The organism is Shewanella sp. 4_MG-2023 (assembly GCF_030548015.1).
Classification (GTDB): Bacteria; Pseudomonadota; Gammaproteobacteria; order Enterobacterales; family Shewanellaceae; genus Shewanella.
Window position 1 is genome coordinate 130,340 of the sequence record NZ_JAUORL010000007.1, and the last position, 24,287, is coordinate 154,626.

Sequence of the window (24,287 nt, forward strand, 5' to 3'; positions counted from 1 at the left end):
ACTACAGCAGATAGCTGAAATTCAGCATGATCTGATGGGCGTTATAATTGTGATTAAGCTCGCCTAGCGTCACCATTACAGGGACTTCATTTGGCGATATTTGAGCATCATCGGTGTCGTAATAGCGTTCGTAGCGGTACGTCAGCTTTAAGGCCATGTCGTCACTTAAGGCGTAGTTGGCATATAAGCTGGCGCTATGGTTATAAGAATAATAATCACCGTATGGCGTGGTGCCATCACTGGTAACGTAGGTATCACTGCTTGAGTTACTGAATAGGTAATCAGCCCCTAAAGTCAGTTGATCCTGCATTAATCCGCCGTAGCTCACGCCGGCGCCCATATTGATAAATTTGTCTTCAATATCGGCGTACCAATCAGGGTCGCTATAATTTTGGCTGCCAGCTTGAGCTGAATTAATCCACTGTTGTCCGGCAAAACCATAAGCTGATAATTGCTTGCTAAGTTGTAGGTTTACATTGATGTCGTAACCGTAATCTTCTGATTCCGTTAAGCCGATAACAGTATCGTTATAGTCATCTATGGCGTAGCGTCCAGTGAAGTCGATGCTTAACCAATCAAGTGGGCTGTGATTAACGCGCAGCTCGATATCGTTACGGGTTCTATCAGCAAGATAGTACTTACGCATTAGGCTGTTATCTTCAGATGACGTTAGCTCATTGGTTAAATACTCAGAGCCGCCGCGATTGCTGTGGCTGGCTTTAACATTGATATTGACGTTATCAATGGCGCGAATACTGAACTTGGCCCATAGGTTGTCTTCGTTAGTTTGTTCGCGGTCGCTGTAAGTACGTTCAACATCTTTGCGATCGTAACCTGCTTGTAAGCGGTAACCACTGCTGATGCGGTAGCTGGCATTCACTTTATAGCTTGAGCGTTCGATATCAGTGGCAACGTTTTCTTTGAAGCTGCCACTTAAGCTATTAAAGTCGTATTGCTGGAATTCAAATACCGAGCTGTTGTTTTCACGGTTGCTGTAGTCATAACTGGCACCCAGACGTAAACGGTTGCTCAACATTGAGGTGATATTGAAGCTGGCGTCTGTGGTGTCGACTTCACCATCCCAGTTTTGGATTGGATTACCAGCCACTTGAATGAGGTCATCATCTTGAATCATGCGGCCAACAATAAAGCGCCCTGACATCACAGTGCGATTTAATTGATATTGGCCCGACAGTGATACTTGATGGGCTTCATTGTCTGGGGTTGCAGCATACAAGTCGTATGAATACGGTAAGCTCAGATCGTTAACATTATTTTTGTACTGGCTACCAAAGTAGCTCAGCTCAGTTAACCAGTTGTCGCCAGTAAGCGCTGCGCCTGCGGTAAATGAATCAGTGGTCGAGTCGACAACTAAACCAATATTTACTGGGCTTGGGGTAACAATGCTACTGCTCTTGTAACCGCTTTTATCTTCGGTTTCATAACGCAGGTAGCCTTGATAAAAATCTTGCTTAACTTTGGCACCAAAGCCCATTTTTTCACGTTGCTGTGATAGCTCAAAGGTGTATGGCTCGTCACTTGGCACCATCATGCCATCGTCATAATAAAGCTGACTTTGAGCATCACCTGACTGATAGGTGGTCAGTAATTGGTAATCGGCATCAACTGAAAACAGTCCCGCTTTACCGACGCTGACATTCGCTGAGCTGTTTTCAAACCCCAGTTGGTTAGCTTGAATGCTCGCCTGATAGCCGCTATCGCCTTGGTAGTTCACATCACCGCTAACGGCAGTGACAAAACCGTCTTGATCAGTACCAAAGGCATTAGCAGCATGAACATCATCACTGCTAATGTAACCCGCTTCAACACTGACACTGCCGTTATAGCCAGTGTTTGCTTCACAGCGCTGACATTGATATTTTTGCTGATCAACATTAGCGGTATTAGCTTTACCTACCGCAAAATCAGCCGCCATAGCGGGCGCTGAGGCAATCACTAATGAGGCAGTAATAATATTGAGTTTAAAGTTCATTGTTGTTGCCCTCATTTAGCGTTGCAGCAAGCTGCCAGCTGGATGGTTAGAACCATGAATTTGGCTGTGGCAATTTAAACAACTTTTTCCGCCGCCAAAGGCATCCATTCCTGGTTGTGGTACTACGCGACTTGCATGGCCATCATCGGCATGGCATTGCTGACAAAGCTGCGGAGCACGGTTGTTGAGCATAGATTCGTTAACGCTGCCGTGTGGGTTATGACAAGTGACGCAATTTTCAGTCACTGGAGCATGTTCCCATAACACTGGGCCGCGCATTTCTGCATGACAGCTATAACAAGTGTCATTAATAGAAGGTTTATTTAACGCGCTTTCAGTCATAGAACCATGGGGAGAATGACAGTCAACACAGGTCATTTGGTCCCATTTTAGTGGGTGTGATGAACGCTTATTCATGTCGGCTTTTTCTTGGGTGTGACATGAGGTACAGGTGTCATTCACTGACATTTTGTCTAATGCAGGGTCAGTGGCAGCGTGAATGTTATGACAATCAGCACAGGCAATTTCTTCCAGATTATGGGTACTGGTATGCCACGCCATTTGCTCAGGGTCGTTATGACATCCCTGACAGACGGTGTTTTGAATTGGGGCAGATAATTTGCTGTCTTGGCCAAATTGAATCATTGGCTCTTTGCCACCACGGTTATGGTTACCTTGTGGTCCATGACAAGCTTCGCACTGCAAACCCGCCATTGGTGAGTTGCTGTTATTTAAGTCGCCATGGGCACCGTTAAAGATATCCATTACTTTTTCATTTTTACGATGACACATTAAGCAGCTGTCTGCCCCTTTAGGGGAATACTTACCGGCAGCGAACTTTTCAACTAATTGTTGCTCTAATTGGTCTGCTGGCATGTCATCCCATGGCGAAGAGATAGCACTAAATGAGCATAAACAGAGCGTTATGCTGATATAGGTTATGAATTTACGATACCAGTTCATTAAGTTACCTGACCTTATTAAATCAAACGTTAAAAAGTGTACTAATTAAGAGGGGGTATTCTAGGGATGTGTAGAAATCTAATCGATGCAATTGAATTATCAGAAAACGACATATGTGATCCGCGTCAGCATCTTGAGTAGCAAAAACAAATAAAATAACCGTCCAATAAATGTGGATATTATTTAGATGTTTTCAGATGATAAAATATAAGTGCCGGCCAGCTGTTCACACCAAGATTGTGTGTGAATATTGCGAGTTAATTAATTTTCCATTACCTGATGAATATAACCACTTTAAATATCTTGCAGATACAGATTTGATTGGTTTTAATACCATTACTAACTTATTACGTTATATAGAAAATAATTGTGACAATAAGTATTTCTTTATTGATTTAATACAATATTTTATTCAGCGGATCATCAAGTTTACTGATATCGACTTTTCAGCAGAGGTAAGTGATGCACAAAAGCTGCTGGCATTTACCCAATTTTATAATCAAGTATCAGATCTGAATTGGCATAATATTGAAACGCAACATAGCCTAGGTTTGGTGGCTAAACGGGCTCCTCAAGCGATTGCATCTAAATATGATGACTTGTTTATTTATGCCTGTCTTACGCATATTTTAGGTTGCTCACTCACTAAAAAGTCTAGCATAATTATTGAGTTACCATTCGAACGGTCATTCTATGGTGTTGATGTAGACTTGTTTGATAATGTGACCTTTAACTGTCAGTCAATGTCAGTGATAGTGGCAAAAGATGAACGAGATGTTAACCCGGTAATGGCTGAAAATAAGCTAACACTTTCTAGTAGTGACCGGGTAAAAGCTGCCGCGAATAGCATGCCACCGTCAGCATTAAGTTTACCCAATCTTGCCAATTCAATTGGGGTTTCAGAAAGGGGTTTACAGCGTGAACTTAGAACTGAAAACTGCTGTGTAAAAGACATGATTCAAAATACCAGAATGAATTCTATTATAACTATTTTGAAAAATAATAAAGGTAATATAAAAAAGTCAGCATATGAAAGTGGCTTTAAAGATCTACCAAGTTTTAGCCGATATTTTTCTAAATCAACAGGCTGCACGCCAACTCAATATGTGCGCAATAATATTTGCAACAATCTGTAACCAGCATTTAATATAATAAGTTTAATGAGAATGGTTATTAATTAAATTAATCATAAGTAATATTATTAATTAAATTTCGCAGTTTTAGCGGCTGATTTAGCGGTTATTTAACAGTGTGTGGCTTTGCTAACGGCTAAAGTTAGCTTAGATAAATAGCACAAAATCATCGATTGTTCATAAACGTTTGCGGTTGATTATGCTATCTTTGACCTCATTTGTTATTCAAAGCCAAATAGACCTTTTATGCCAAGTATTGCTCAAATAATCGCTCAAGAACTGAATGTTCGTGAGCAACAAGTCTCAGCGACGATTAACTTACTCGATGATGGTTCTACCGTTCCTTTTGTTGCCCGCTACCGTAAAGAAGCCACTGGTGGTTTAGATGATGCGCAACTGCGAACCCTAAATAGTCGCTTAAGCTATTTACGTGAATTAGCCGAGCGCAGACAAGTTATTCTTTCTAGCATTGATACCCAAGGCAAATTAACCCCAGCATTGCAGCAAGCCATAAATGCCGCTGACAGCAAAACCCGCTTAGAAGATTTATACCTTCCTTTTAAACCGAAACGCCGCACTAAAGGTCAAATTGCTATTGAAGCTGGTTTGTTGCCTTTAGCTGACTTTTTACTGGCTAATCGTAGTATTAATCTTGAAGCAAAAGCGGCTGAATTTATCAATGCCGACGCCGGCTTTGGCGATGCGAAAGCGGTTTTAGACGGCGCGCGTTTTATCTTAATGGAACGTTTTGCTGAAAATGCAGATTTACTGCAAAAAGTGCGTAAGCATTTAAGCCAACAGGCAGTGCTTGAAAGCCGCCTAGTTAAAGGTAAAGAAAAAGAAGGCGCAAAATTTCGCGATTACTTTGAGCATACTGAAGCTATTACCAAAGTGCCTTCCCATCGGGCCCTGGCCATGCTGCGCGGCCGCAATGAAGGTGCGCTCAATTTATCGATGAATGCAGACCCTAAAGCTGAAGTGGCGCAAAGCAGTTATTGCGTGGTGATTATTGCCGATCATTTCAAACTAAAGTTTTCAGACTCGAGTGTCGATCAGTGGCTTAAAACTGTGGTTACCGCCACTTGGCGCATCAAGATTGCGCTGCAAATGGAAACCGAGTTTATTAGCCAAATGCGTGAGCGCGCTGAAGCTGAAGCCATTAATGTGTTTGCCCGTAATTTAGGTGATTTATTAATGGCAGCGCCTGCTGGCGCTAAAGCAACCATGGGCTTAGATCCTGGGCTGCGCACCGGCGTTAAAGTGGCGATTGTCGATAACACCGGTAAGTTTGTGGCCCATACCACTATCTTCCCTCATGCGCCGCAAAACGTGTGGGACAAGTCAATCCGCACTTTAGCGAACCTGATAAAAATGCATAAAGTGGAGATCATCGCCATTGGCAATGGTACCGCCTCACGTGAAACGGATAAATTAGCCGCTGAAGTGATGAGCTTTATGAAAGAGACGCATCCAAGCTTGACCAAGGTGATGGTCAGTGAAGCGGGCGCATCAGTGTACTCAGCATCAGAGCTGGCTTCTGAGGAGTTCCCTAACTTAGATGTATCGATCCGCGGCGCCGTATCAATTGCCCGTCGACTACAAGATCCATTAGCTGAACTCGTTAAAATTGAGCCAAAATCCATTGGCGTAGGCCAATATCAACATGATGTGAGCCAAAGCCAACTATCAAGCTCGCTTGAAGCGGTCGTAGAAGATTGTGTAAATGGCGTGGGCGTTGATTTAAATATGGCATCAGCACCATTATTGGCGCAGGTGGCCGGTTTAAATAAAACCTTAGCTAAAAACGTGGTTAACTACCGCGATGAAAACGGTAAATTTGAAAGCCGTAAACAATTGCTTAAAGTGGCGCGTTTAGGGCCAAAGGCCTTTGAGCAAGCAGCCGGTTTCTTACGTATTAGCGATGCTAAAAATCCATTAGATGGTTCATCTGTTCACCCTGAAGCCTACAAATTGGTTGAAGCCATTGCCAGTGCCAAGCAGCAAACTGTGGCCAGCTTAATGGGTAATAGCGAATTGTTATCCCAGCTAAATGCTGCCGAGTTTGTTACTGATGAATTTGGTTTACCCACCATCAGCGATATCTTGAAAGAGCTAGACAAGCCTGGGCGTGACCCTCGTGGTGAGTTCAAAACCGCCAGCTTTAAAGAAGGTGTTGAAGAGCTTAAAGACCTGAAGCTAGAGATGATCCTAGAAGGCGTGGTCACCAATGTGACTAACTTTGGCGCTTTTGTCGATGTAGGCGTACATCAAGATGGTTTAGTGCATATTTCGTCACTCACTGACAAGTTTGTTAGCGATCCTCACTCCATAGTTAAAGCGGGTGATGTGGTTAAAGTTAAAGTGATGGAAGTGGATGTAGAGCGTCGCCGTATCGCATTAAGTATGCGCCTTGATGAAGCACTACCCACAGCGAAAACCGCTAATCAATCTAAATCAGCCAACAGCAAGCCTACACATAAAGCTAGCGGGAATAAATCAGGGCAAAAGTCAGCCCATAAACCGCAAAAGGCCCCAGCTAATGCCGCTATGGGTAATGCCTTTGCTGACGCCTTTGCTAAGCTGAAAAAGTAACACCGCTAATGTGTTTGGCTTAGGGTTAAACCAAAAAAGGCCTTAACATCGTGAGAATACTCGTGACTGTTAAGGCCTTTTTATTTTGTAAAATTTATAGTGCGACCAATTAAGCGATATGAGTCATTTCGTTTAAAATGAACTGCTCAACAGCACCTTCGGTTGCCACCATATACTCGGCTAAATGTGCGTTACCCATGTGTGCTTGCCATAATTCACGGCTTTCCCAATTTTCATAAAACATGAAATGTGCAGGGTTTTCGTTGTCTTGATGTAAGTCGTAATTGATGCAACCGGCTTCAGCGCGAGTTATATCCATAAGTTTTAGTAGTTCCGCTTTAACCAGCTCTACTTTGTCAGTTTTGGTAATGATGTTTGCTACGATAGTTAAGCTAGCCATGATGATAGTTCCTATAATGTATCAAGTTGAATTTGGTTCAGCCCTGTTGCTGATGAAGCTATATTAGCCATTACTTACTGGTGAATAAATAGGCTGTCATTTGAGTTATTATCAAAAATTAATAGATAATCTTTTGAAGTGAATGTGTGATTGATGCTTATGGCCTAAATAACGACTATTACCTAATACAATGATTAGCGGGTAATAATGATTAGTTAGTAATCGTTCGGCCATAATAAGTGAAGACATCAAGCCCGTTAATTAAAGTGAGAGCAGGGTTAGACTAATATCAGCAGATGAGCGAGTGGCGAAGGGGTGGTGCATTGCTGGTAACATGTGGCTATGTGCTGGCCAAACTGTTTATAAAACTCATCAGAATGCTGCTTTATCTGTTGTTTAACTTCGGTTTTTTTATTGTTATCGCTGTTAATTGCAGTCGACTTAGTGGGCGTTTGGGGCTGAATGTCACGACGGCTAACAGTGGGATTATTTCTGGCTGCTACTCGCAGCAGTTGTGGCAATAAGCCGGTTAACGGTGCGCTTTGAGGTGCTTGCTGTTGTAAAGCTGATTGTTGGGATAGATGCTGCTGATTCTGTTGATCTGAGGATTGTCGCTGCTGGCGATGCTTTTCCTCTATGGTATTTAAACGGAATAATGATTCGTTTTTTTGATTTAGCGCCCGTTCATGGTGGGGCTTAGTTAACGCTTGTGGCGGTAATATTGGCTTTGCCTGCTGATTATCCGCCCGAGCAAGATCCGTTGCAACATTACTTGTTGCCAGCGGTACTTGGGGATAATTAGTGACAATTAGCATAACACTCACTTAAAAAACAAACAGTTAATGTTTAAATTATAACCAAACGCTAGCAGGTTTTATAGCCTATATTTGATGTTTTTTTATCCATGGCAATAAGCCATCTATAAAGGCCTGTGGGTGTGAAATAAACGGCGCATGGGAGGCTTTATTGTGGACAATGTCAGTAATATTACTGGCTTGGGGTAACTGGCGGATGATGGTTCTGGGTACTAAGGCATCGCATTTGCCCCAAATACGTAACCATGGCTGGCTGATATCGTTAAGCTGGGGCCGCAAATCAACCTCTTTGAGCATATCTAAGCCTTGATCGAGTACTGCTTGGGTCGGTAAAGGTTTAGCCAACACTAATTTTTTTATCGCTACAATATCTTGTTTGGCCGAGTCACTGCCCATGGCTTGAATCGCTAAAAATCGCTCGACAGTTTTGGCTAGATTGACATTTAATTGCTGGTGAAATTGCGTGAGCACTTCAGGGGCGATCCCCGGCCACTGATTTTGCTCTTGGGCCATAAAGCAAGGCGAAGAGGCTACAGTGATCAGCGCTTTTACCGACTGAGGATGATTTAGGGCAATTTGAGTGGCAACTAAGCCCCCCAATGACCAACCAAGCCAGATGGCATTTTCTGGTAGAGCTTTAGCTAACGCCGCTGCCCATGCTTCAATATTATCGCTATTTGCTTGGCTATCACCAAAGCCCGGCAAGTCGACATAATGCACTCTATACTCTGATAATGCGGTTTGTAGCGGCTGAAAAACCGCAGAGTTCACCCCCCAGCCATGTAGCAATACGATATCAATAACGTCGGTGCTATTTTCATGAGTCATATCTGTATGAGAAATAGCTTTAGGCGTAATAGTAGTAATGTGCAGCGCTGGTGGATTCAAAGGCTAACCTCAAAAAGTGGCGATTAATAAATGATCGCTGGTTAAAACAACTGTCATACAGGATAAGGATATTCTATGGCTTGGCAACTCTCAAAACTCCTCAAGCTCAATTTGCACAATAATACAGCGCGGTTAGTTTCATTGATGGCTGCAGTGGCAGCTAACCTGCCTAACCGATGCTTGTTATGTCAACAAGATATCATTCAGTACTCTGCAGCTAAACCGCATACGGGGGTGTGTCAGACCTGCCTTGTGGCGGGGCTTTATCAGCAGGAAGTCTGTTTAGGTTGTGGTAAATCGATGCCGTTATTGCAAGTGTATTGCGGCCACTGCCAGCATATTGAACCCATGTTAGTCATTGCCCCTTGCAGTTATCATCAAGGCTTAGGGGAGTTAATAGCTGGGATTAAATATCAGCAGCAATGCGCGCCATTAGCGGCCTTGGTGCAAGTATTAGCCGTAAGGGTGATGGATTTGGCGGCCAGAGGTTTAATTCAACTTCCCCAAGTGCTCATTCCGGTGCCGCTACATCGCAATCGCTTAAAGCAGCGCGGTTTTAATCAAGCTTGGCTGATTGCTAAAGAGCTCAGTGCGCAAATTGGTATTCCGATGGACGATAGTTTATTGGTGCGCTGCGTTGATACCAAGGCCCAAGCGGGACTTAATGGTAAGCAGCGACGCTTAAATTGCGCCGATGCATTTACGTTGCAGCGAGATAACCCCTACCAGCGGGTGGCGCTTATCGATGATGTGGTGACCACAGGCACCACGGTGAATGAAATTAGCCGCTTATTTGCGGCGCACTATACCCATGTGCAAACTTGGTGCTTAGCAAGGGCTGAAGCACCGGGATTATTATGAAAGGCAGACTGTAAATTAGTCAGTTATTTTTGGATAAAATACAGCGCATTGGCGTAGACTTTTTCAGAGCCTAACCATATATTTCTAAACAAAAAATTATCTGTTAATGCCACAACATGCCCTTTGCCTTTGGGCTCAACAATCATTGCTGGGGTGTTGGCAAAAGCGCGCTGATATTCCTTAGCAAGGTAACCGCTCATCAGTGGCTCATTGGTATAGTCCGCCGCCACAATAAATGGCGTGGAAGTGAGGTTAAAGCTTATCTCACGGTTTTTCATCACTTGCAGCGGGTTAGGTAAACCAAAGTTGATTGGATGGGTTTCATCCAGTGTTAACGCCACAATGGCGCCGCCGATGGATTGTCTGGCATTTAATTTAGACTTATCCGCATAACTCATCCCTGAAGTGCTAAATAATTTATTCAGCTCTAGTCTGGTTTTAGGCTGAGACTTAAGAATATTGCGCTTATTGAGCCATACCAGCGCCCGCTTTTGCGCCACGATAGTGCCGCCATCCATTACAAATTTGCCCAGCTTTCTTGCGCTGGCATCACTGATTAAATGATAAGGCCCATCAGCCATAAAAATGTGGCTATAGCCTGATAAATCAATGCCTGCTAGTCGATTGCTGTCCACCATAGTGACAGGCGCGGCAAGCGTTTGATCAAGGTAATACCACATTTGCCCGGTTTCTGAGGCGTTAGTATCTATGCCTGTGAGCAGTAACGGCTTAATGGGGTTGATCACGCTAAATTCATCACTGCCAAGATCCATTCCCGCTAAGGTATGTGAGCTGCTTGCTGCAGTGACATCTACTTGGTATTGCTTGGCAAGCTGGCTAACAAGTAAGGCGATATTGCCTTTGTAGTTGGGCTGGCGTAAGGGAATTTGCAGGCTACCCGCTGTGAAGTCTATTGCTGCTGACTTTTTGGCGTTAGAGCTGCGATCAGGCAGGCTAAAGGGCTTTTTAGCGTATTTAACCTGTACCCCTTGGCTAAGTAATTGCTGCAACATGGGCGCCGAGGCCGCTTGTTGCCAGTCAATAATAAAGGCCACATTGCTGGCGTTATCTAGCTGCTCAGTCGCCGCGACATATGGCGTGTTATTGGTGAGATATTTGGGGTTGGGTTTAGCATTTTCACTGATACTTAAGCCCAGAGCTGATTCAAAATTCCAAGTGGAAATATCATAAAAGGTTTCATCTTTAAACTCAGTGCGCTTATCAAACAATGCTTGCAATAAGTCATGCTGTGGCTGACTTTGAGGAATGAACAGGCTGTTTGACGGCTTAAAGAGTATGTCATCGTTTTCCAGTTCACGGTTTAGATATTTGAAGCTGATTTGGTGTTGCTGCAATATCGTTGCAAGCTCAGTGATATGGGCATTACCGCCATGGGCTTTGATAAGGCGGCCAGTTTGTTTACCGTCACGGGTGCGCTTACTGTTGCGAGCAAAAAAATCACTTTGGTATGTCATCAATTTTTTACGTAGCGCATGGGCGCCTTGCAGGCTTGATAGTGAAGTAGAAAATTGATTATCAATACTATTTTGCAAGGTGACCACACCATTGGGGGACTCTTGGGCTTGACCACGGGAGCTAGCTTGCTCAAACAAAATACCCACAGCGCCATTGATATCTGGGTAGGTTGAGCCTTTACCATAGAAAAAGTCATCAAACATCTGCCCGCTAAAATATGGCTGCTTAACCTCATCCAGCGCTTTACGATGATAGGCCGCTAGCTCATTGGATAACATTTGATTGGCAGGATTGGTCAGCGGATTGACTCTATCAGCGACGCCAGGTTGAAAGAAGTAGGTTTGGTCTTGCCACATCTCGTGGAAATCCCCTACATAATGGGGCTGCCATTTATGGAAAAACGCCACTCTGCCTTGAGAGGCGGGGTGGCGCAGAAATAGCCAGTCACGGTTTAAGTCAGCGAAATGGTGATTAAAACGTCCGCCGGGCCAATCTTGATTATGCTCACGATGATTAGGATCGGTAATAATCACTTGGCCTCGATTGCTATTTGCCCAGTTAGCAAAGCGATCAAAACCATCAGGGTTCTGGGTCGGAGTCAGTAAAATAACCGTATTATCGAGTAATTCTTTTACCCAATCTTCATCAGATGCGGCAAGGTAATGGCTTAACGCCACCGCCGCATGGGCGCCACTGGCTTCATCGCCATGAATTGAATAGGCCAACCAGATAATCAATGGGCTTTGCTGTAATGGACCTTGTTGTTTGACACCGTATTTTACTTGGCTGCGCTGGGCGAGGATTTCAGCTAGCCGCTGTTGGTTGTCATCTGAGGTAATGACCGCGCTAAGTTGCTGGCGTTTTTCATAGGAGTAACCAGCAGAATCTAAAGAAACTCGCGAACTTTGGCTGGCTAATAGTTGTAAATAGTGATTAATTTGATCATGTCTTAAATGCCACTCGCCCAATGGATAACCTAAATATTCAGTAGGTTGGGTGATTTTTTTATTAATTTTCTCAGCCCCGAGGCGCTGCTCAATGCGGGAATCAGCCTGCGCCACGGTAAATAATGGCATACAGATAATGAAGCCGAAAAAGGTGCCTTTAGCGAGACGAGTAAACAATGCATTGAAGCTAATCATATAAGAAACAACATCATAAAAAGAAAACAATACAATCACCATAAAGTGATTAAACTTAAATCGCCATTAAAAAGCGCAATTTCTCGGTGTTTTTTATGCAACTTGCTCACTGCAGGACTACAAAGCCGTCGCAACTAGGAGTATCATAGCGCTAATTCTTACTAAATTACTCAAGTACTATTTTTAGTACACTTTAAAGTACTATCTAACGGAGCAGTTTTTATGATCAACATTTCTGATACGGCTCAGGCGCATTTTGTTAAATTACTGGCCGATCAACCTGAAGGCACGCATATCCGTGTGTTTGTAATCAGCCCGGGTACTGCCCAAGCTGAGTGCGGCGTGTCTTATTGTCCACCTGACGCTGTAGAAGCGGATGACACTGAATTACCTTTCAACGGCTTCAGTGCCATGGTTGACGAAAAAAGCGCACCATTTTTAGAAGAAGCGAGCATTGATTTTGTTACTGACCAATTAGGTTCGCAGCTAACCTTAAAAGCGCCAAACGCTAAAATGCGTAAAGTGTCTTCAGATGCGCCATTAAAAGAGCGTATTGAATATGTGATTCAATCAGAGATTAACCCGCAGTTAGCAAGCCATGGTGGTAACATCATGCTAGTTGAAATCACGGAAGATGCAGTTGCAGTACTGCAGTTTGGTGGTGGTTGTAATGGTTGTTCTCAAGTTGATATCACTTTAAAAGATGGCATTGAGAAACAGTTACTGGAGATGTTCCCTGGTGAGCTCTCTGGTGTGAAAGATGTGACTGACCATCAACATGGTTCTCACTCTTACCAGTAAATTTGCAAGGTTTTATTGTTGTAAAATACAGCAATAGCTAATTCAAATTTTACACTAAACGCGGCCAATATGGTCGCGTTTTTTATTGGCCGTCACTTACGCTGAGTGGGAGCCTTGTGCTATAACTTAAGTATGAAAACGGAGCAGGATAACTTCATGGCAGAAAAAACAACTCAATTTAAACCGTTAAAAATGCAAGGCTTTACCTTAATTGAGCTGGTAGTGGTTATTATTGTATTGGCTATTTTAGCAGTAATAGCGGCGAGTAAATTTATAGATGTAAAACGTGATGCTGAAATAAGCCGAGTAAAGGCGGTAGCGGCATCCTTTGAGCAGTCGGTTACTTTTTCCCATACACGTTGGCAAATTATTGGTGGCAGCGATCCAATGAATGATCTACCTGACTTTGCCAATAACGATCTCGACATGAATGCTTTTGGCTATCCGTTAGGCACAGGTAAAAACAACCCTATGGCCAACCCTGTCAATATTGGTCAAGGTCAGCAAGGGTGTGTCGATCTTTGGAACGCTTTGATAGAAAGCCCACCATCGGTTGCCATTAGAAATACTTCGGATGATGTGGATTTTGAATCATATCGACATGCAGCTGCGGGCGGTACAGGTGAGACCCAATGTACTTATGTACTGCGAACGCTTGGTGATACTGCAGGTCGAAATAGTGCAGAGATAAAAATTGTCTATGACTCGGTAGAAGGGACTGTTCAAGCCTATATCGATGAATAAATCGGATAGTTATTTATCAAATGCGACATAATAAAAATAGCGGCTTTAAGCCGCTATTTTTATAGCTGTAATTTAATAATATCAAATGAATTTAGGTGGCTACTTTTTCTTTTTTGACTTGAATATACGTCGATAAAAAGTGACTGTGCTGAATAATAGAATCAAGGTACCAACCACTGCGACTAATGTAATAAATACAACGTATTTAAGTGGCATATTCAATGCGTCATGCAGTGGTCTAACAAAGCTGGCCACTTGACCTGACAAGTTTCTATCGCTGTGCTTCAGGCTTGATACGATTTTGCCGTGCTGATGATCCATGGTGATACTGTCAGCATTTCTAAGCCAGACATCAGCATGACTATCAAAGTTGATACTGTAATTCATCGCTTGAGGTTTAGCCGCCTTTGGTGCATCAGGATCGGGTTTTTTCTGCCTTGGTTTATTAACCGATACTAATAACGATTCAGGCCATAAATCTTGCGCGGTTTGTAGCTGGCTTTGCCAATCGTTAGCTTTACTTACTGGATAATTAATTTCTGCGGTTGGCTTGTGCTTGAGCGCATCCATCCATAAGCCTTTATAAGTAATCAAAAAGCCGGTAATACAGAGTAAAAACAGTGGCACTGATATGAATAAACCTAATTGAATGTGGCTTTTAACTAGGCTGCTTGATTTGGTGTCTTTTGGAATAGAGTGCTTGAGTCTAAAACCTTTACGTACTCGCCACCAAAGGTAAATACCCACTAGGGTAATGACGCCACCAATGAACGATGCCCATGCATTAACGTATTTACCAATATCACCCAGTAAGAAGTTTCTGTGCAACCAAAACATCGTGGTCCAAAGCGGAATTTCTGTCACCTTGTAATGGGAGATTTCATTGAACTCGCTATCAAAAGCGATAGATTGCCCACGGGTAGCAGCTTCAAGGTAAGGGGTATGTTCGGTAGGAAAACGTACACTGCTCATTTTTGGGTAATGCTCAAAAATATACTCAGTGGCTTGTGCTTTTTGCTCAATGGTTAACGGCACATAGGTTTGGCCTTTATCATCCATTCTTTTTAGCATGTCCATGCCGCCGAGATACACTCCCGTTGTCAGCACTATCAGCATACAAATACTAATGACAAAACCGACCCAATTATGGAACCACTTTAAAGCGGGTACAACTTTCATATTTACGTTCTCAGGTTAAATATTTATGGATGACAATGACAAAAGTTAGCAGCTAACAATTATGACTGACACGCTATATGGGTAATGATAATTAATCTCATTTGCAACTGCAATTAAAGAAATGTAAAGAGTGGCATATAAGTGTCATTGTGTTGTCGAGGTCACATTTAAAGCTGTAGAGGGCGTATAAAGCTAAAAGTTTATTTGAATAAAAATTCTTGGTAATGAATTTTTTTAGCTGCTATTAAGTGAGGTTTTCGAAAAATAATGAAATTTAAGCTAACAAACACACATGTTTAATATTTGTTAATTTCTGATTTTGTGTAACTTTGTTTAAATAATTAATATCTGTATTAGTTTTGGCGATTAAACTCATCTAGCTTGGATGAACATTAGTTAATCCATTTATGCAACATTTATTCAGGTAAACTTTCTACAATTTACTTACAACAGTGTCCTTGTTCACAGTTATTTACTTCTGTTAAATAAATGGCTTCACTTTCGCCGTAATGCAAATGATAATCCATCTCATTAACGACTACTGCCATTTAAAGGGCTACTTTGTATGAAAATCTCACCTATTGCATTTGCTGTTGTTGCCAGTTTAGCCTCAGCTTCATTAGCGGCTGAAGAAGCAACTAATGACACTGATAACGGCTTAGATTTCGAGTTGAACATTGAGCGAATTCAAGTAACAGGCATGAATTTTAATAATTACAAAGTAGGCTCGTCATCAGGCGCCATGCGGGGTGATATTGCCTTGATGGATACGCCGCAATCAGTGAACGTTATTCCAGATTTTGTCACTGATGAGCAGTTAGCAACTAATTTATCTGAAGTATTAGTTAACGACTCAAGTGTGACCGGCGGCAGTGAAAAGTGGAACCGCCAAGTATTTAATATTCGTGGCTTTGAATTAGATTCTGGCAGTGGCTTTTTAATTAATGGTCAGCAGCAGTTTTCGCACTATGTGCAGCCGATTGAAACCTTGCAGCAAGTCGAAGTCTTAAAAGGCCCATCAAGCATGCTTTATGGCCAATCAGGCCCAGGTGGCTTGATTAATATGGTGACCAAAAAGGCCACCTCTGAAACCATGTTTGACTTTGGGTTCGATACCGATGAGAACGGCTCAACTCGTTTTCAACTTGATGCAGGCGGCGCGTTAAATGATGCTGAGTCAATCCGTTACCGCACTGTATTAGTTAAGCAAGATACAAAATACTGGCGTGAATACCAGGACGGTGAGGGCGATGATACTCAAGAACGTGACCGTTTCTTAGGGTACTTAAACCTTGAATTCGACCTGCATGATGATGTGATGTTATCACTGACCTATGATTACACCGATGATAAAACCGGTATCGATAGCGGTGGCTGGTTAGATGGTAACGGTGACTTAGTTGGTGATCGCGAAGATATCTGGGATATGTCGTGGGCCTTTACTGACAACGAGGTGCAAAACCTGGGTGCTGATTTAACCTGGTATGTATCAGATGATTGGAAAATGACCACAGGTTATAACCATCAATCATTTACCCGTCAGCGCTTAGATTCGTCTCCATCGATGGTGGCAGGTATGGATCCAACTACCGATGGTTACCAAATTAAGGCGTTTGATCGCCACGATGATTGGCAGCTTAAAACCGCTTATATGGATTTCACTGGTGTCGTAAATGGCTTTGGCATGGAACATCAATTGTTAGTTGGTGCTAACATTCTCGATTATTACTATGGTCAACTTATTGACCGCGATGACGCGCAGATGGTTCAGCCGGGTGGTTATGTACCTAGACCTGATCTGGATTACAACAGAGACACCACTAAGTCAGAGTCAAGCTATAAGCATTATGGTTTTTATGTACAAGACTTAATGACCATTAATGATCAGTGGCAAGTACTGGCAGGCCTGCGTTATGACGAGCAGAAAAAAGACGGCGATGGTGAAAATAGCTATGCCGTGTCACCTAAGTTTGGGGTTATTTACTCGCCTTCAGATAACGGCAGCATCTATGTAAACTACGCCAAAAGTTTCAATCCTCAGTCAATCGTTAACAATGAAGACGATGTAAATAATGGTATGAACTTAGACCCAGAGTACGGTGAGCAATATGAAATCGGTACCAAATGGGAACTGTATGATGGCGGCTTACTATTAACTGGTGCAGTTTTTGACACCACAGTGACCAACGTTACAGTGCGCGAACAATTAGAGCAACCTATTGGCGAGCATGAGTACATCACCACCCAAAGCGGTAAGCAGCATCACCGTGGTTTTGAAATGGGCGCTCAAGGACAAGTCAGTGACAATGTATTCGTCACCAGCTCAATGATGTATCTAGATGCAAAATATGTCACTAGCAGCCAAGATACTGAACAGCTAGACGGTAAAACCCCGGTAGATGCACCTGAATGGTCAGCAAATATCTGGACTCGTTACGAAGTTACCGATGATGTCGCACTTAACTTTGGTGCTATCTATGTCGGTGAGCGTTTTGCCAATACTCAAAACACCATAGTTAAAGATGACTATGTTAGATTTGATTTTGGCGCAGCTTACTCATTTGCGGTTCACAATACAGATATGAATGTACGCTTTAATATCAAAAACTTATTTGATACTGAATACCTAGATGGCGGCACCAACACCGACGTCACCGTAGGTGATGGCAGACATTTCAGCCTTGCATTTGAAGCTAAGTTTTAATCGCTTTAGTTAAATGCTTTAGTTAAGTGCTTTAGTTAAGTGCTTTAGTTAAATGCTTTAGCTGAGAACTTGCGTTAAGTAATAGGGTAAAAATTTTTAATAGAAAGGCCCGCACATATACCAATATGTGCGGGCCTTTTTCATTGCTTCAATTATAGGTTTTTAGATAAGAACTTATCGATAGCTTTAAAGGTCATTAAACGGTGTTGGTTGTTGGATAAGTTGTGATTGGCATTATCGATTTCAACATATTCGACTTGTTTATCTAACGAGGTTAATTTTCGATACATATCTCGGCTTTGGCTCACCTGTACCACTTTGTCATTATCACCATGGATTAATAAAATGGGCACATTAATTTTATCAGCATGATAAATCGGAGAGCGTTCATACAGGTCGTCATAATCATCTCCTAACACCTTTTTAGCCATCTCATGACTAGTATAAAAACGGGATAGCTTGACGAGGTCTTCTACATCAGAGACTCCTGCAAAACTGATCACACATTGGTATAATTCAGGGGTCATAGCTGCGCCCATCATGGCGGCGTAACCACCATAGCTTGCCCCGACTATGCATATTCTTTTAGGGTCGGCGATACCTTGGTCGATTAAGTAGCGGGTGCCATCCTCCACATCAGTTTGCATTTCTTTACCCCAGTTTTTATGTCCTGCAGTCGTGAACTCAAGTCCGTAACCGGCAGAGCCTCTAAAGTTCATTTGCAACACCGCATAGCCGCGGTTAGCAAAAAATTGTGCCCAATAATCAAATTTTTCAACAACATAAGAGTGAGGGCCACCATGGGGAAAAATAATGGTAGGTAAGTTCTTCGCTTCACGTCCTTTGGGCAATGTAAGGTAGCTAGGTATCTCTAAACCATCTCTGGCGGTATAACTCATTGCTTGAGGTTGGACTAATACATCTGGCGTGAGTTGCGAATACTTGGTCGCAATCACTTCTAGCCTGTTTGCATCGCGATCGCCATAAAGATACAACCCTGGTTGAGTAGGACTTGTAGCAAAAACAATATAACGGCGTTCATTTTTACTAAACTGAGTCAGGTAGTTTTGGGTTTCGGGTAATGCGCTTTTTAAGCGCTTGATCAGTTTTTGATAATCTTGATCCCAAAAGTGATATTCATTATCGATACCTGCGGCAATACCAATGGCCTCTCGAGTGATATTAGAGTGCAGCAATTGTGCATTAACGTCACTATTGTCTTCGCTAAATACGAGTTCTTTATGAAGTGTAGGATCCCTAAGATCAACTTTAAAAATGGCAAAGTAACCATCTTGGTAAGCTTTGACGAAGAGAATATTGGGGTTTACGTCAAATCCTAGAGGAATAACGCTGTCTTCTGAATATGCTTCGTGTTTCCAAAGTAAACGTAATTCACCATTGGCTTCACTTTGCTCGTAGGTTCTATATTCGGTGGTATCAGGGTCTCGATAAGTGGCAATACGCACCTTGTGTTGTTGATCGGTCATCCATCCGATAACATGCTCTCGATAGTATTGTTCAGTGGAAACCCTACCGGAATACAAGTTAACTTTTACCACGCTATCTTCATTCACTCGCTCACTAAATCCGGCAACAGATAGCAAAATGTGCTGAGGATCTTTAGGGAGTAAATCGATAATGTGATGCTGAAATTGAGGATTAAACTTAAAACGTTTAAGGGCTTTTTTAGTTAATACGCTGCCCACATCACCGGTTTTTATATTGTACTTTATCAGCAAACTTTCATTAGCATTTTTTCCAAAACGTTTCGAAGGCAAAGTGGCTGCAATGAGCAAGATTTCATCGCTGGCCCAGGTTAAATTAAAAATGGTATAGCGTTCATGGTCATTTTTAAGCGGTATATGAAACTGACCCGTTTCGGTATTAAACAGCGCCACAATCTTATGTGGCTCTTCGGCGCTATCGTCCAAAATTAACGATGCTATGTGTTTACCATTTGGTGACAGCTTTACAGTGCTGACATCGGGAATACTGGCAAAGGCTTCAACGGGGAGTTTAGGGGCAGTTTTTGGGGGAGTATTATCGGCAGCCAAAGCTTGCTGACTTAGCACCAAAGTGGTGATTAGTATGGAAATCCATTTCATTATTGATTGTTTCTCTTAAACGTTTTTTTGATAAAGAATCAGTACCACAGTGTTGATTTACTGGGTACTGTTCTGAATTTAAAGCTTAATGTAAATTTTGATGTAAAAACTTTTCAATGGCGATAAAGGTCTGAATCCGATGATCATTATTACTTAAATAATGATCGCCGTTTTCAAGTTCGATATATTCCACAGGCTTTTTTAGGTCGTCTAACTTATCAAACATATCTTCACTGTGCTGCACGCGCACCACGCGATCTTTATCGCCGTGAATAAGTAACACTGGGACATGAATGTCTTTAGCTTTGCTTAATGGTGAGCGCTCATATAGGGCATCATAGTCATCACCAATTTGTTTTTTAACGATTTCAAAATTAGTGTAACGTCTTGAAGACTTGACTAAATACTCCACATCGGTGACACCCGCCACACTGACTGCACATTGGTATAAATCTTTGGTGGTAGCCACACCCATGAGTGCGGCATAACCGCCATAACTGGCGCCGACAATGCATATTTTTTTAGGGTCTGAAATACCTTGCTCCATCAGCCAGCGGGTACCATCTTCAACATCGTTTTGCATATCCAAGCCCCAGCTTTTTAACCCTGCTTGCATAAAGTCAAAGCCGTAACCAGATGAACCTCGAAAGTTCATTCTCAGTACTGCATAGCCTCTGTTGGCTAGAAACTGGGTCCAATAATCAAAGCTATTTGAGTCATAACTAATAGGGCCGCCATGGGGGAAAATAATAGTAGGTAGGTTTTTAGCTTCTTTGTTTTGGGGCGTCGTTAGAAAAGCTTCGATTTCTAAGCCGTCTCTGGCTTTATAAGTCAGGGTTTTAGTATCAGCTAATAATTCAGGGTTTAACTCTTTATAGCGGTATGCGATAGGGAGTAACTCACCGGCATCACGATCACCAAAGAAATAAATACCCGCTTCTTTGGCATTGGTTGAGTAGACAATATAGCGGCGTTCATCGTCACTAAATTGGGTGATGTAATTACGATAGTCTGGTAACGCTTTATTTAGCCCATTAGCTAAGCGAACGTATTCGTCATCCCAAAATGTATATTCAGATTCGTCACTGTCATTAATGCCGATGACTCTTTGTTTGAGACTTGAGTAAATTAATGAGCCTTCAACGTCATAGGACTCTCTGCTAAACACCAATTCTTTAGTTAGTTTTGGGTCGGTTAAGTTAACCTTAAAAATAGCCAATAAGTCATCATGATATGCTTTTACATAAAGAATATTGGGGTCTTGCGCAAAGCCCATCGGCCAAACTTGTTCCTTAGCAAAGGCCTCAAATTCCCATAAAACACGTCTATCTTCACCTGTGTCAGCTTGTTCGTAAATTCTGAACTGACTATCTTTGTGATAAATGCCAATTCTGACTTTATGCTGTCTATCGGTTATCCAGTCTTGGATATTTGGTTCTGCTGGTTGCACAAACTTGAAAGCTCCATTGTTCAAGTTGATGTTAATAACCGACTCAAAATTGGGCTTGTTACCTAAACCACTAATGCCCAGTAACAGTTTTTCTTTATCATTTGGCAAATAGTCGATGATGTTAGATTGGATTTGCGGCATCCATTTGAATTTTTTAAGAGAGCGACTGCTGATAATGCTAGAGGTTTTATTTTTACTGATAGAATACTTCATCAACCTCGTTTCTGTAGTTGGCGTGCCGTAGCGTACAGCAGGGAATTTAGCTTTGATTAATAAGGCATCATCACTGGCCCATTGCAGTGATAAAATCACAAATTTTTCATTATCTGTTTGCAGTGGATAAAAAGACTCACGGCTATCAATATCAAGGATATTAATAATAGAGCCTTTCATTTCATTGGTATTTAAGCGGACTAAAGAAGCTATTTTTTTGCCATTAGGTGACATGGTCACATGGCTAACATCTGGAATGCTGGCAAATGCTTCCAGCGGTAATTGTTGGGCGCTAACTGAAGCTGAGCATAGCCAAAGCGTCACTAGTAAGCTAAAAATCCGTTTCATTAAAATCATCCCTATTATTGTTGTTAACTAGATGTTATCAGTCGCGGGGCTGATAAATCTACTGTTAATTCAATAATAAAGAGCGCTTATAGCTGTTTAAAGCAGTCACTGTAGCGGTAATGCAGTGCTAACGACAGGCTACGGCATAACATAAAGGCGCTCATGGCGGCCCACAGGGCATTATTGCCGTATTCTTGAAGTAAATACCAACAGGGAAAAAACACCCCAAAGGTCGATAAAATCATGCTATTACGCATTATTTTACCTTGAGCTGCGCCAATATAAACCCCATCAAATAAGTAGGACCCAAATGCCAGCAATGGCATGAATACCAACCAGATCAAGTAATGCTCGGCTTGTTGTTGCACCAGCTCAATATTGGTGAGTAAGCCAATGATATTGCTACCCGCAAAATAAAATAACAGGCTAAAGCCTAAGGCAAATAGCGCTGACCAACTCGCAGCAAGGGTCACTGAGTCATGTAATAAATTGAGGTTTTTTTGCCCCACCGCGCGGCCCACTTCGGCTTCGGCATAATAAGCTATGCCATCTAAGGCGTAAGAGATCAGCATCAGTAAATTAAGCAGCACCGCATTAGCGGCAATGATGTCATCACCTAAGCCCGCACCGTAAAAAGTCATAAAGGTAAAGCTGGCTTGCAAACATAAACTGCGAATAAAGATATCGCGATTTAATTTTAATAAGCGTGAATAGCCTTTTAAGCTGATATGAACCATTAACTGACGCAAACTAAAATCAGCCTGTTGATATAAAGCGCGTTTTACAATGACAGCTGCAACGGTAAAGGCACACATATCAGCGATAACAGAGGCAAGCGCGGCGCCTTTTACATTCCAATTTAGGCCAATCACAAACACTACATCTAAAACGATATTGACGATATTGGCGATGATTAACTGCCACATTGCCGCCTTGGGCGCTTGCCTGCCCAGTAACCAGCCAAGTAACACCAAATTTAAGAGTGCAAATGGCACCGACCAAATACGAATTTCTACGTACTCGCGGCAAAATTGCTGCACCTGCGCACTGGCTTGGCTTAAAGACATGGCAAAATCGAGCAGCGGTTGCTGCAATAACACTGCTGCGCCACCAAACAGCAATGCAAGGCAAGCGCCTTGCACCAGCAATTTTTGCTGAGTTACGGTATCATTGGCGCCGTAAGCTTGGGCGACCAGCCCCGTGGTGGACATGCGCAAAAAGCCCAGCAACCAGACAATTAAAGTAATAATTGTGCTGCCAAGCGCCACCCCGCCTAAATAATAGGCCTCACTTAAATGGCCGATGACTGCGGTATCGACTAAACCTAATAACGGTATGGTGATATTCGATAAAATCATCGGCAAGGCTAAAGCAAAAAGCTGCCGGTTTTTTTGGCTGTTAAAAAGTAATGCTTTTATGGACATAGGAATAATATGTTAAAACGAACTCTATTGGGGTTATTGTGGTTAATATCACTTAATGCCAATGCCGTGGTGATCTTGCAATATCATCATGTGTCAGAAACTACACCTGCAAGTACCAGTGTGACGCCAGCTCAATTTGAAGAGCAAATGCAATACCTTGCTGAAAACGAGTTTACCATCATTCCATTAACCCAAGCGGTAAATGCGCTAAAGAATAACACGCCATTAGCGGATAAAAGCATCGTTATTACCTTTGATGATGGCTATGACAGTATCGGTATGGCTGCGGCGCCCATATTAGCCAAATATGATTTTCCTTATACAGTATTTGTGTCAGTAGAGCCGATTGAAAAAGGCTATCGCGGCATGATGAGTTGGGATGATATTAAAACGCTCACTGAAAAGGGCGCTACAATCGCCAACCATAGCTGGGCCCATGAGCATCTAAATCGTAAGCTTGATGGCGAATCTAAGCAGCAATGGCTTGATAGAATCGAAGCAAACTTGCTAGCAACGGAAGCGGAAATTAACAAGCATACCGGTCAGAGTGTAAAAATGCTGGCTTACCCATATGGTGAGTACAATAGCGATGTTGAAGATATTCTGAAAAAGCACGCCTTTATTGGTTTAGGGCAACAATCTGGCGCCGCGGGAAAATACTCAATACTGACTGCGCTGCCACGTTTTCCTGTGGCGGGCCCTTATGCTGATTTAGACAGTTTAAAAGTCAAGTTTACTAGCCTCAATATGCCGGTGGTGAAGCAAAATATCACTGACCCACAGTTAAGCCAAGGTCAGTGGCGACCTGAGCTAACCGTTGAGCTGGACACCACTGATATTTACCCGCATCAGGTGATGTGTTTTGTCCAAGGCCAAGGCGCTAAAAAGCCGACTTGGGTTTCTGAAACTGAGTTTAATATTCAAGCTTCAGCAAACTTACCTGCAGGTCGAAGCCGTTATAACTGCACTGCACCGAGTAAAACTAAGTCAGGTTATTATTGGTTTTCGCAAGCCTGGTTAAGACCGAATAATGATGGCAGTTGGCCGACAGAATAA

General features: G+C 42.5%; 17 protein-coding genes. 7 read left to right on the forward strand and 10 right to left on the reverse strand.

The features are described 5' to 3' along the window. Position 1 precedes the first annotated feature (1 nt). The gene (locus tag Q4546_RS05900) at positions 2-1,993 is read right to left on the reverse strand and encodes an MtrB/PioB family decaheme-associated outer membrane protein (RefSeq protein WP_102531758.1); all 1,992 of its coding nucleotides are present in this window, start codon (positions 1,991-1,993) and stop codon (positions 2-4) included. 15 nt (positions 1,994-2,008) lie between these two features. Further along, positions 2,009-2,956: a DmsE family decaheme c-type cytochrome gene (locus Q4546_RS05905; RefSeq protein ID WP_303445887.1), complete on the reverse strand. Its 948-nt coding sequence runs from the start codon at positions 2,954-2,956 to the stop codon at positions 2,009-2,011. A 170-nt stretch (positions 2,957-3,126) separates the two neighbouring features. On the opposite strand from Q4546_RS05905, the gene Q4546_RS05910 reads away from it, so the two are divergent. Together Q4546_RS05910 and Q4546_RS05915 are read left to right on the forward strand one after the other, a co-directional pair. Beyond that, positions 3,127-4,092 carry a helix-turn-helix transcriptional regulator gene (locus Q4546_RS05910; RefSeq protein ID WP_303445888.1) on the forward strand — a complete coding sequence of 322 codons (966 nt, stop codon included), beginning with the start codon at positions 3,127-3,129 and terminating at the stop codon, positions 4,090-4,092. Positions 4,093-4,335: 243 nt separating this feature from the next. Beyond that, positions 4,336-6,681, forward strand: a complete 2,346-nt coding sequence (locus Q4546_RS05915; protein ID WP_303445889.1) for a Tex family protein — start codon at positions 4,336-4,338, stop codon at positions 6,679-6,681. 109 nt (positions 6,682-6,790) lie between these two features. On the opposite strand, the gene Q4546_RS05920 is transcribed toward Q4546_RS05915, so the two are convergent. The 3 genes from Q4546_RS05920 to bioH form a co-directional block, all read right to left on the reverse strand. Further along, positions 6,791-7,081: a putative quinol monooxygenase gene (locus Q4546_RS05920; RefSeq protein ID WP_102439428.1), complete on the reverse strand. Its 291-nt coding sequence runs from the start codon at positions 7,079-7,081 to the stop codon at positions 6,791-6,793. A gap of 278 nt (positions 7,082-7,359) precedes the next feature. After that, entirely contained in the window at positions 7,360-7,896 is a 537-nt protein-coding gene (locus tag Q4546_RS05925; RefSeq protein WP_102439429.1) for a hypothetical protein, read from the reverse strand. 66 nt (positions 7,897-7,962) lie between these two features. Next, positions 7,963-8,724 (reverse strand): pimeloyl-ACP methyl ester esterase BioH, encoded by a 762-nt coding sequence (gene bioH, locus Q4546_RS05930; protein WP_303445910.1) that lies wholly within the window; start codon positions 8,722-8,724, stop codon positions 7,963-7,965. A gap of 204 nt (positions 8,725-8,928) precedes the next feature. Between bioH and Q4546_RS05935 the strand changes: the two genes are divergently transcribed. Beyond that, positions 8,929-9,645, forward strand: a complete 717-nt coding sequence (locus Q4546_RS05935; RefSeq protein ID WP_198589328.1) for a ComF family protein — start codon at positions 8,929-8,931, stop codon at positions 9,643-9,645. Positions 9,646-9,668: 23 nt separating this feature from the next. Here the strand turns inward: Q4546_RS05935 and Q4546_RS05940 are convergent, their stop codons facing one another. After that, positions 9,669-12,293 carry a M14 family metallopeptidase gene (locus tag Q4546_RS05940; protein ID WP_303445890.1) on the reverse strand — a complete coding sequence of 875 codons (2,625 nt, stop codon included), beginning with the start codon at positions 12,291-12,293 and terminating at the stop codon, positions 9,669-9,671. 192 nt (positions 12,294-12,485) lie between these two features. On the opposite strand from Q4546_RS05940, the gene nfuA reads away from it, so the two are divergent. Both nfuA and Q4546_RS05950 read left to right on the forward strand, forming a co-directional pair. After that, positions 12,486-13,064 (forward strand): Fe-S biogenesis protein NfuA, encoded by a 579-nt coding sequence (nfuA, locus tag Q4546_RS05945; protein WP_076538256.1) that lies wholly within the window; start codon positions 12,486-12,488, stop codon positions 13,062-13,064. Positions 13,065-13,220: 156 nt separating this feature from the next. Next, positions 13,221-13,808, forward strand: coding sequence for a type II secretion system protein (locus tag Q4546_RS05950; RefSeq protein ID WP_303445891.1), 588 nt, complete (start codon positions 13,221-13,223; stop codon positions 13,806-13,808). 99 nt (positions 13,809-13,907) lie between these two features. On the opposite strand, the gene Q4546_RS05955 is transcribed toward Q4546_RS05950, so the two are convergent. After that, complete coding sequence (locus Q4546_RS05955) at positions 13,908-14,987, reverse strand: PepSY domain-containing protein (protein WP_102439432.1); 1,080 nt, start codon at positions 14,985-14,987, stop codon at positions 13,908-13,910. 565 nt (positions 14,988-15,552) lie between these two features. Between Q4546_RS05955 and Q4546_RS05960 the strand changes: the two genes are divergently transcribed. Then, positions 15,553-17,691, forward strand: coding sequence for a TonB-dependent siderophore receptor (locus Q4546_RS05960; RefSeq protein ID WP_303445892.1), 2,139 nt, complete (start codon positions 15,553-15,555; stop codon positions 17,689-17,691). Between the two features lie 152 nt (positions 17,692-17,843). On the opposite strand, the gene Q4546_RS05965 is transcribed toward Q4546_RS05960, so the two are convergent. The 3 genes from Q4546_RS05965 to Q4546_RS05975 all read right to left on the reverse strand — a co-directional run bounded on the left by Q4546_RS05965 (position 17,844) and on the right by Q4546_RS05975 (position 23,231). Continuing rightward, on the reverse strand, positions 17,844-19,796 hold the full coding sequence (locus Q4546_RS05965) for a S9 family peptidase (RefSeq protein WP_303445893.1): 1,953 nt from the start codon (positions 19,794-19,796) through the stop codon (positions 17,844-17,846). Between the two features lie 85 nt (positions 19,797-19,881). Then, complete coding sequence (locus Q4546_RS05970; protein ID WP_303445894.1) at positions 19,882-21,807, reverse strand: S9 family peptidase; 1,926 nt, start codon at positions 21,805-21,807, stop codon at positions 19,882-19,884. 86 nt (positions 21,808-21,893) lie between these two features. Then, positions 21,894-23,231, reverse strand: coding sequence for an MATE family efflux transporter (locus tag Q4546_RS05975; RefSeq protein ID WP_303445895.1), 1,338 nt, complete (start codon positions 23,229-23,231; stop codon positions 21,894-21,896). Between the two features lie 9 nt (positions 23,232-23,240). Here Q4546_RS05975 and Q4546_RS05980 point away from each other — a divergent pair, with 9 nt between their 5' ends. Continuing rightward, the gene (locus tag Q4546_RS05980; RefSeq protein ID WP_102439437.1) at positions 23,241-24,287 is read left to right on the forward strand and encodes a polysaccharide deacetylase family protein; all 1,047 of its coding nucleotides are present in this window, start codon (positions 23,241-23,243) and stop codon (positions 24,285-24,287) included.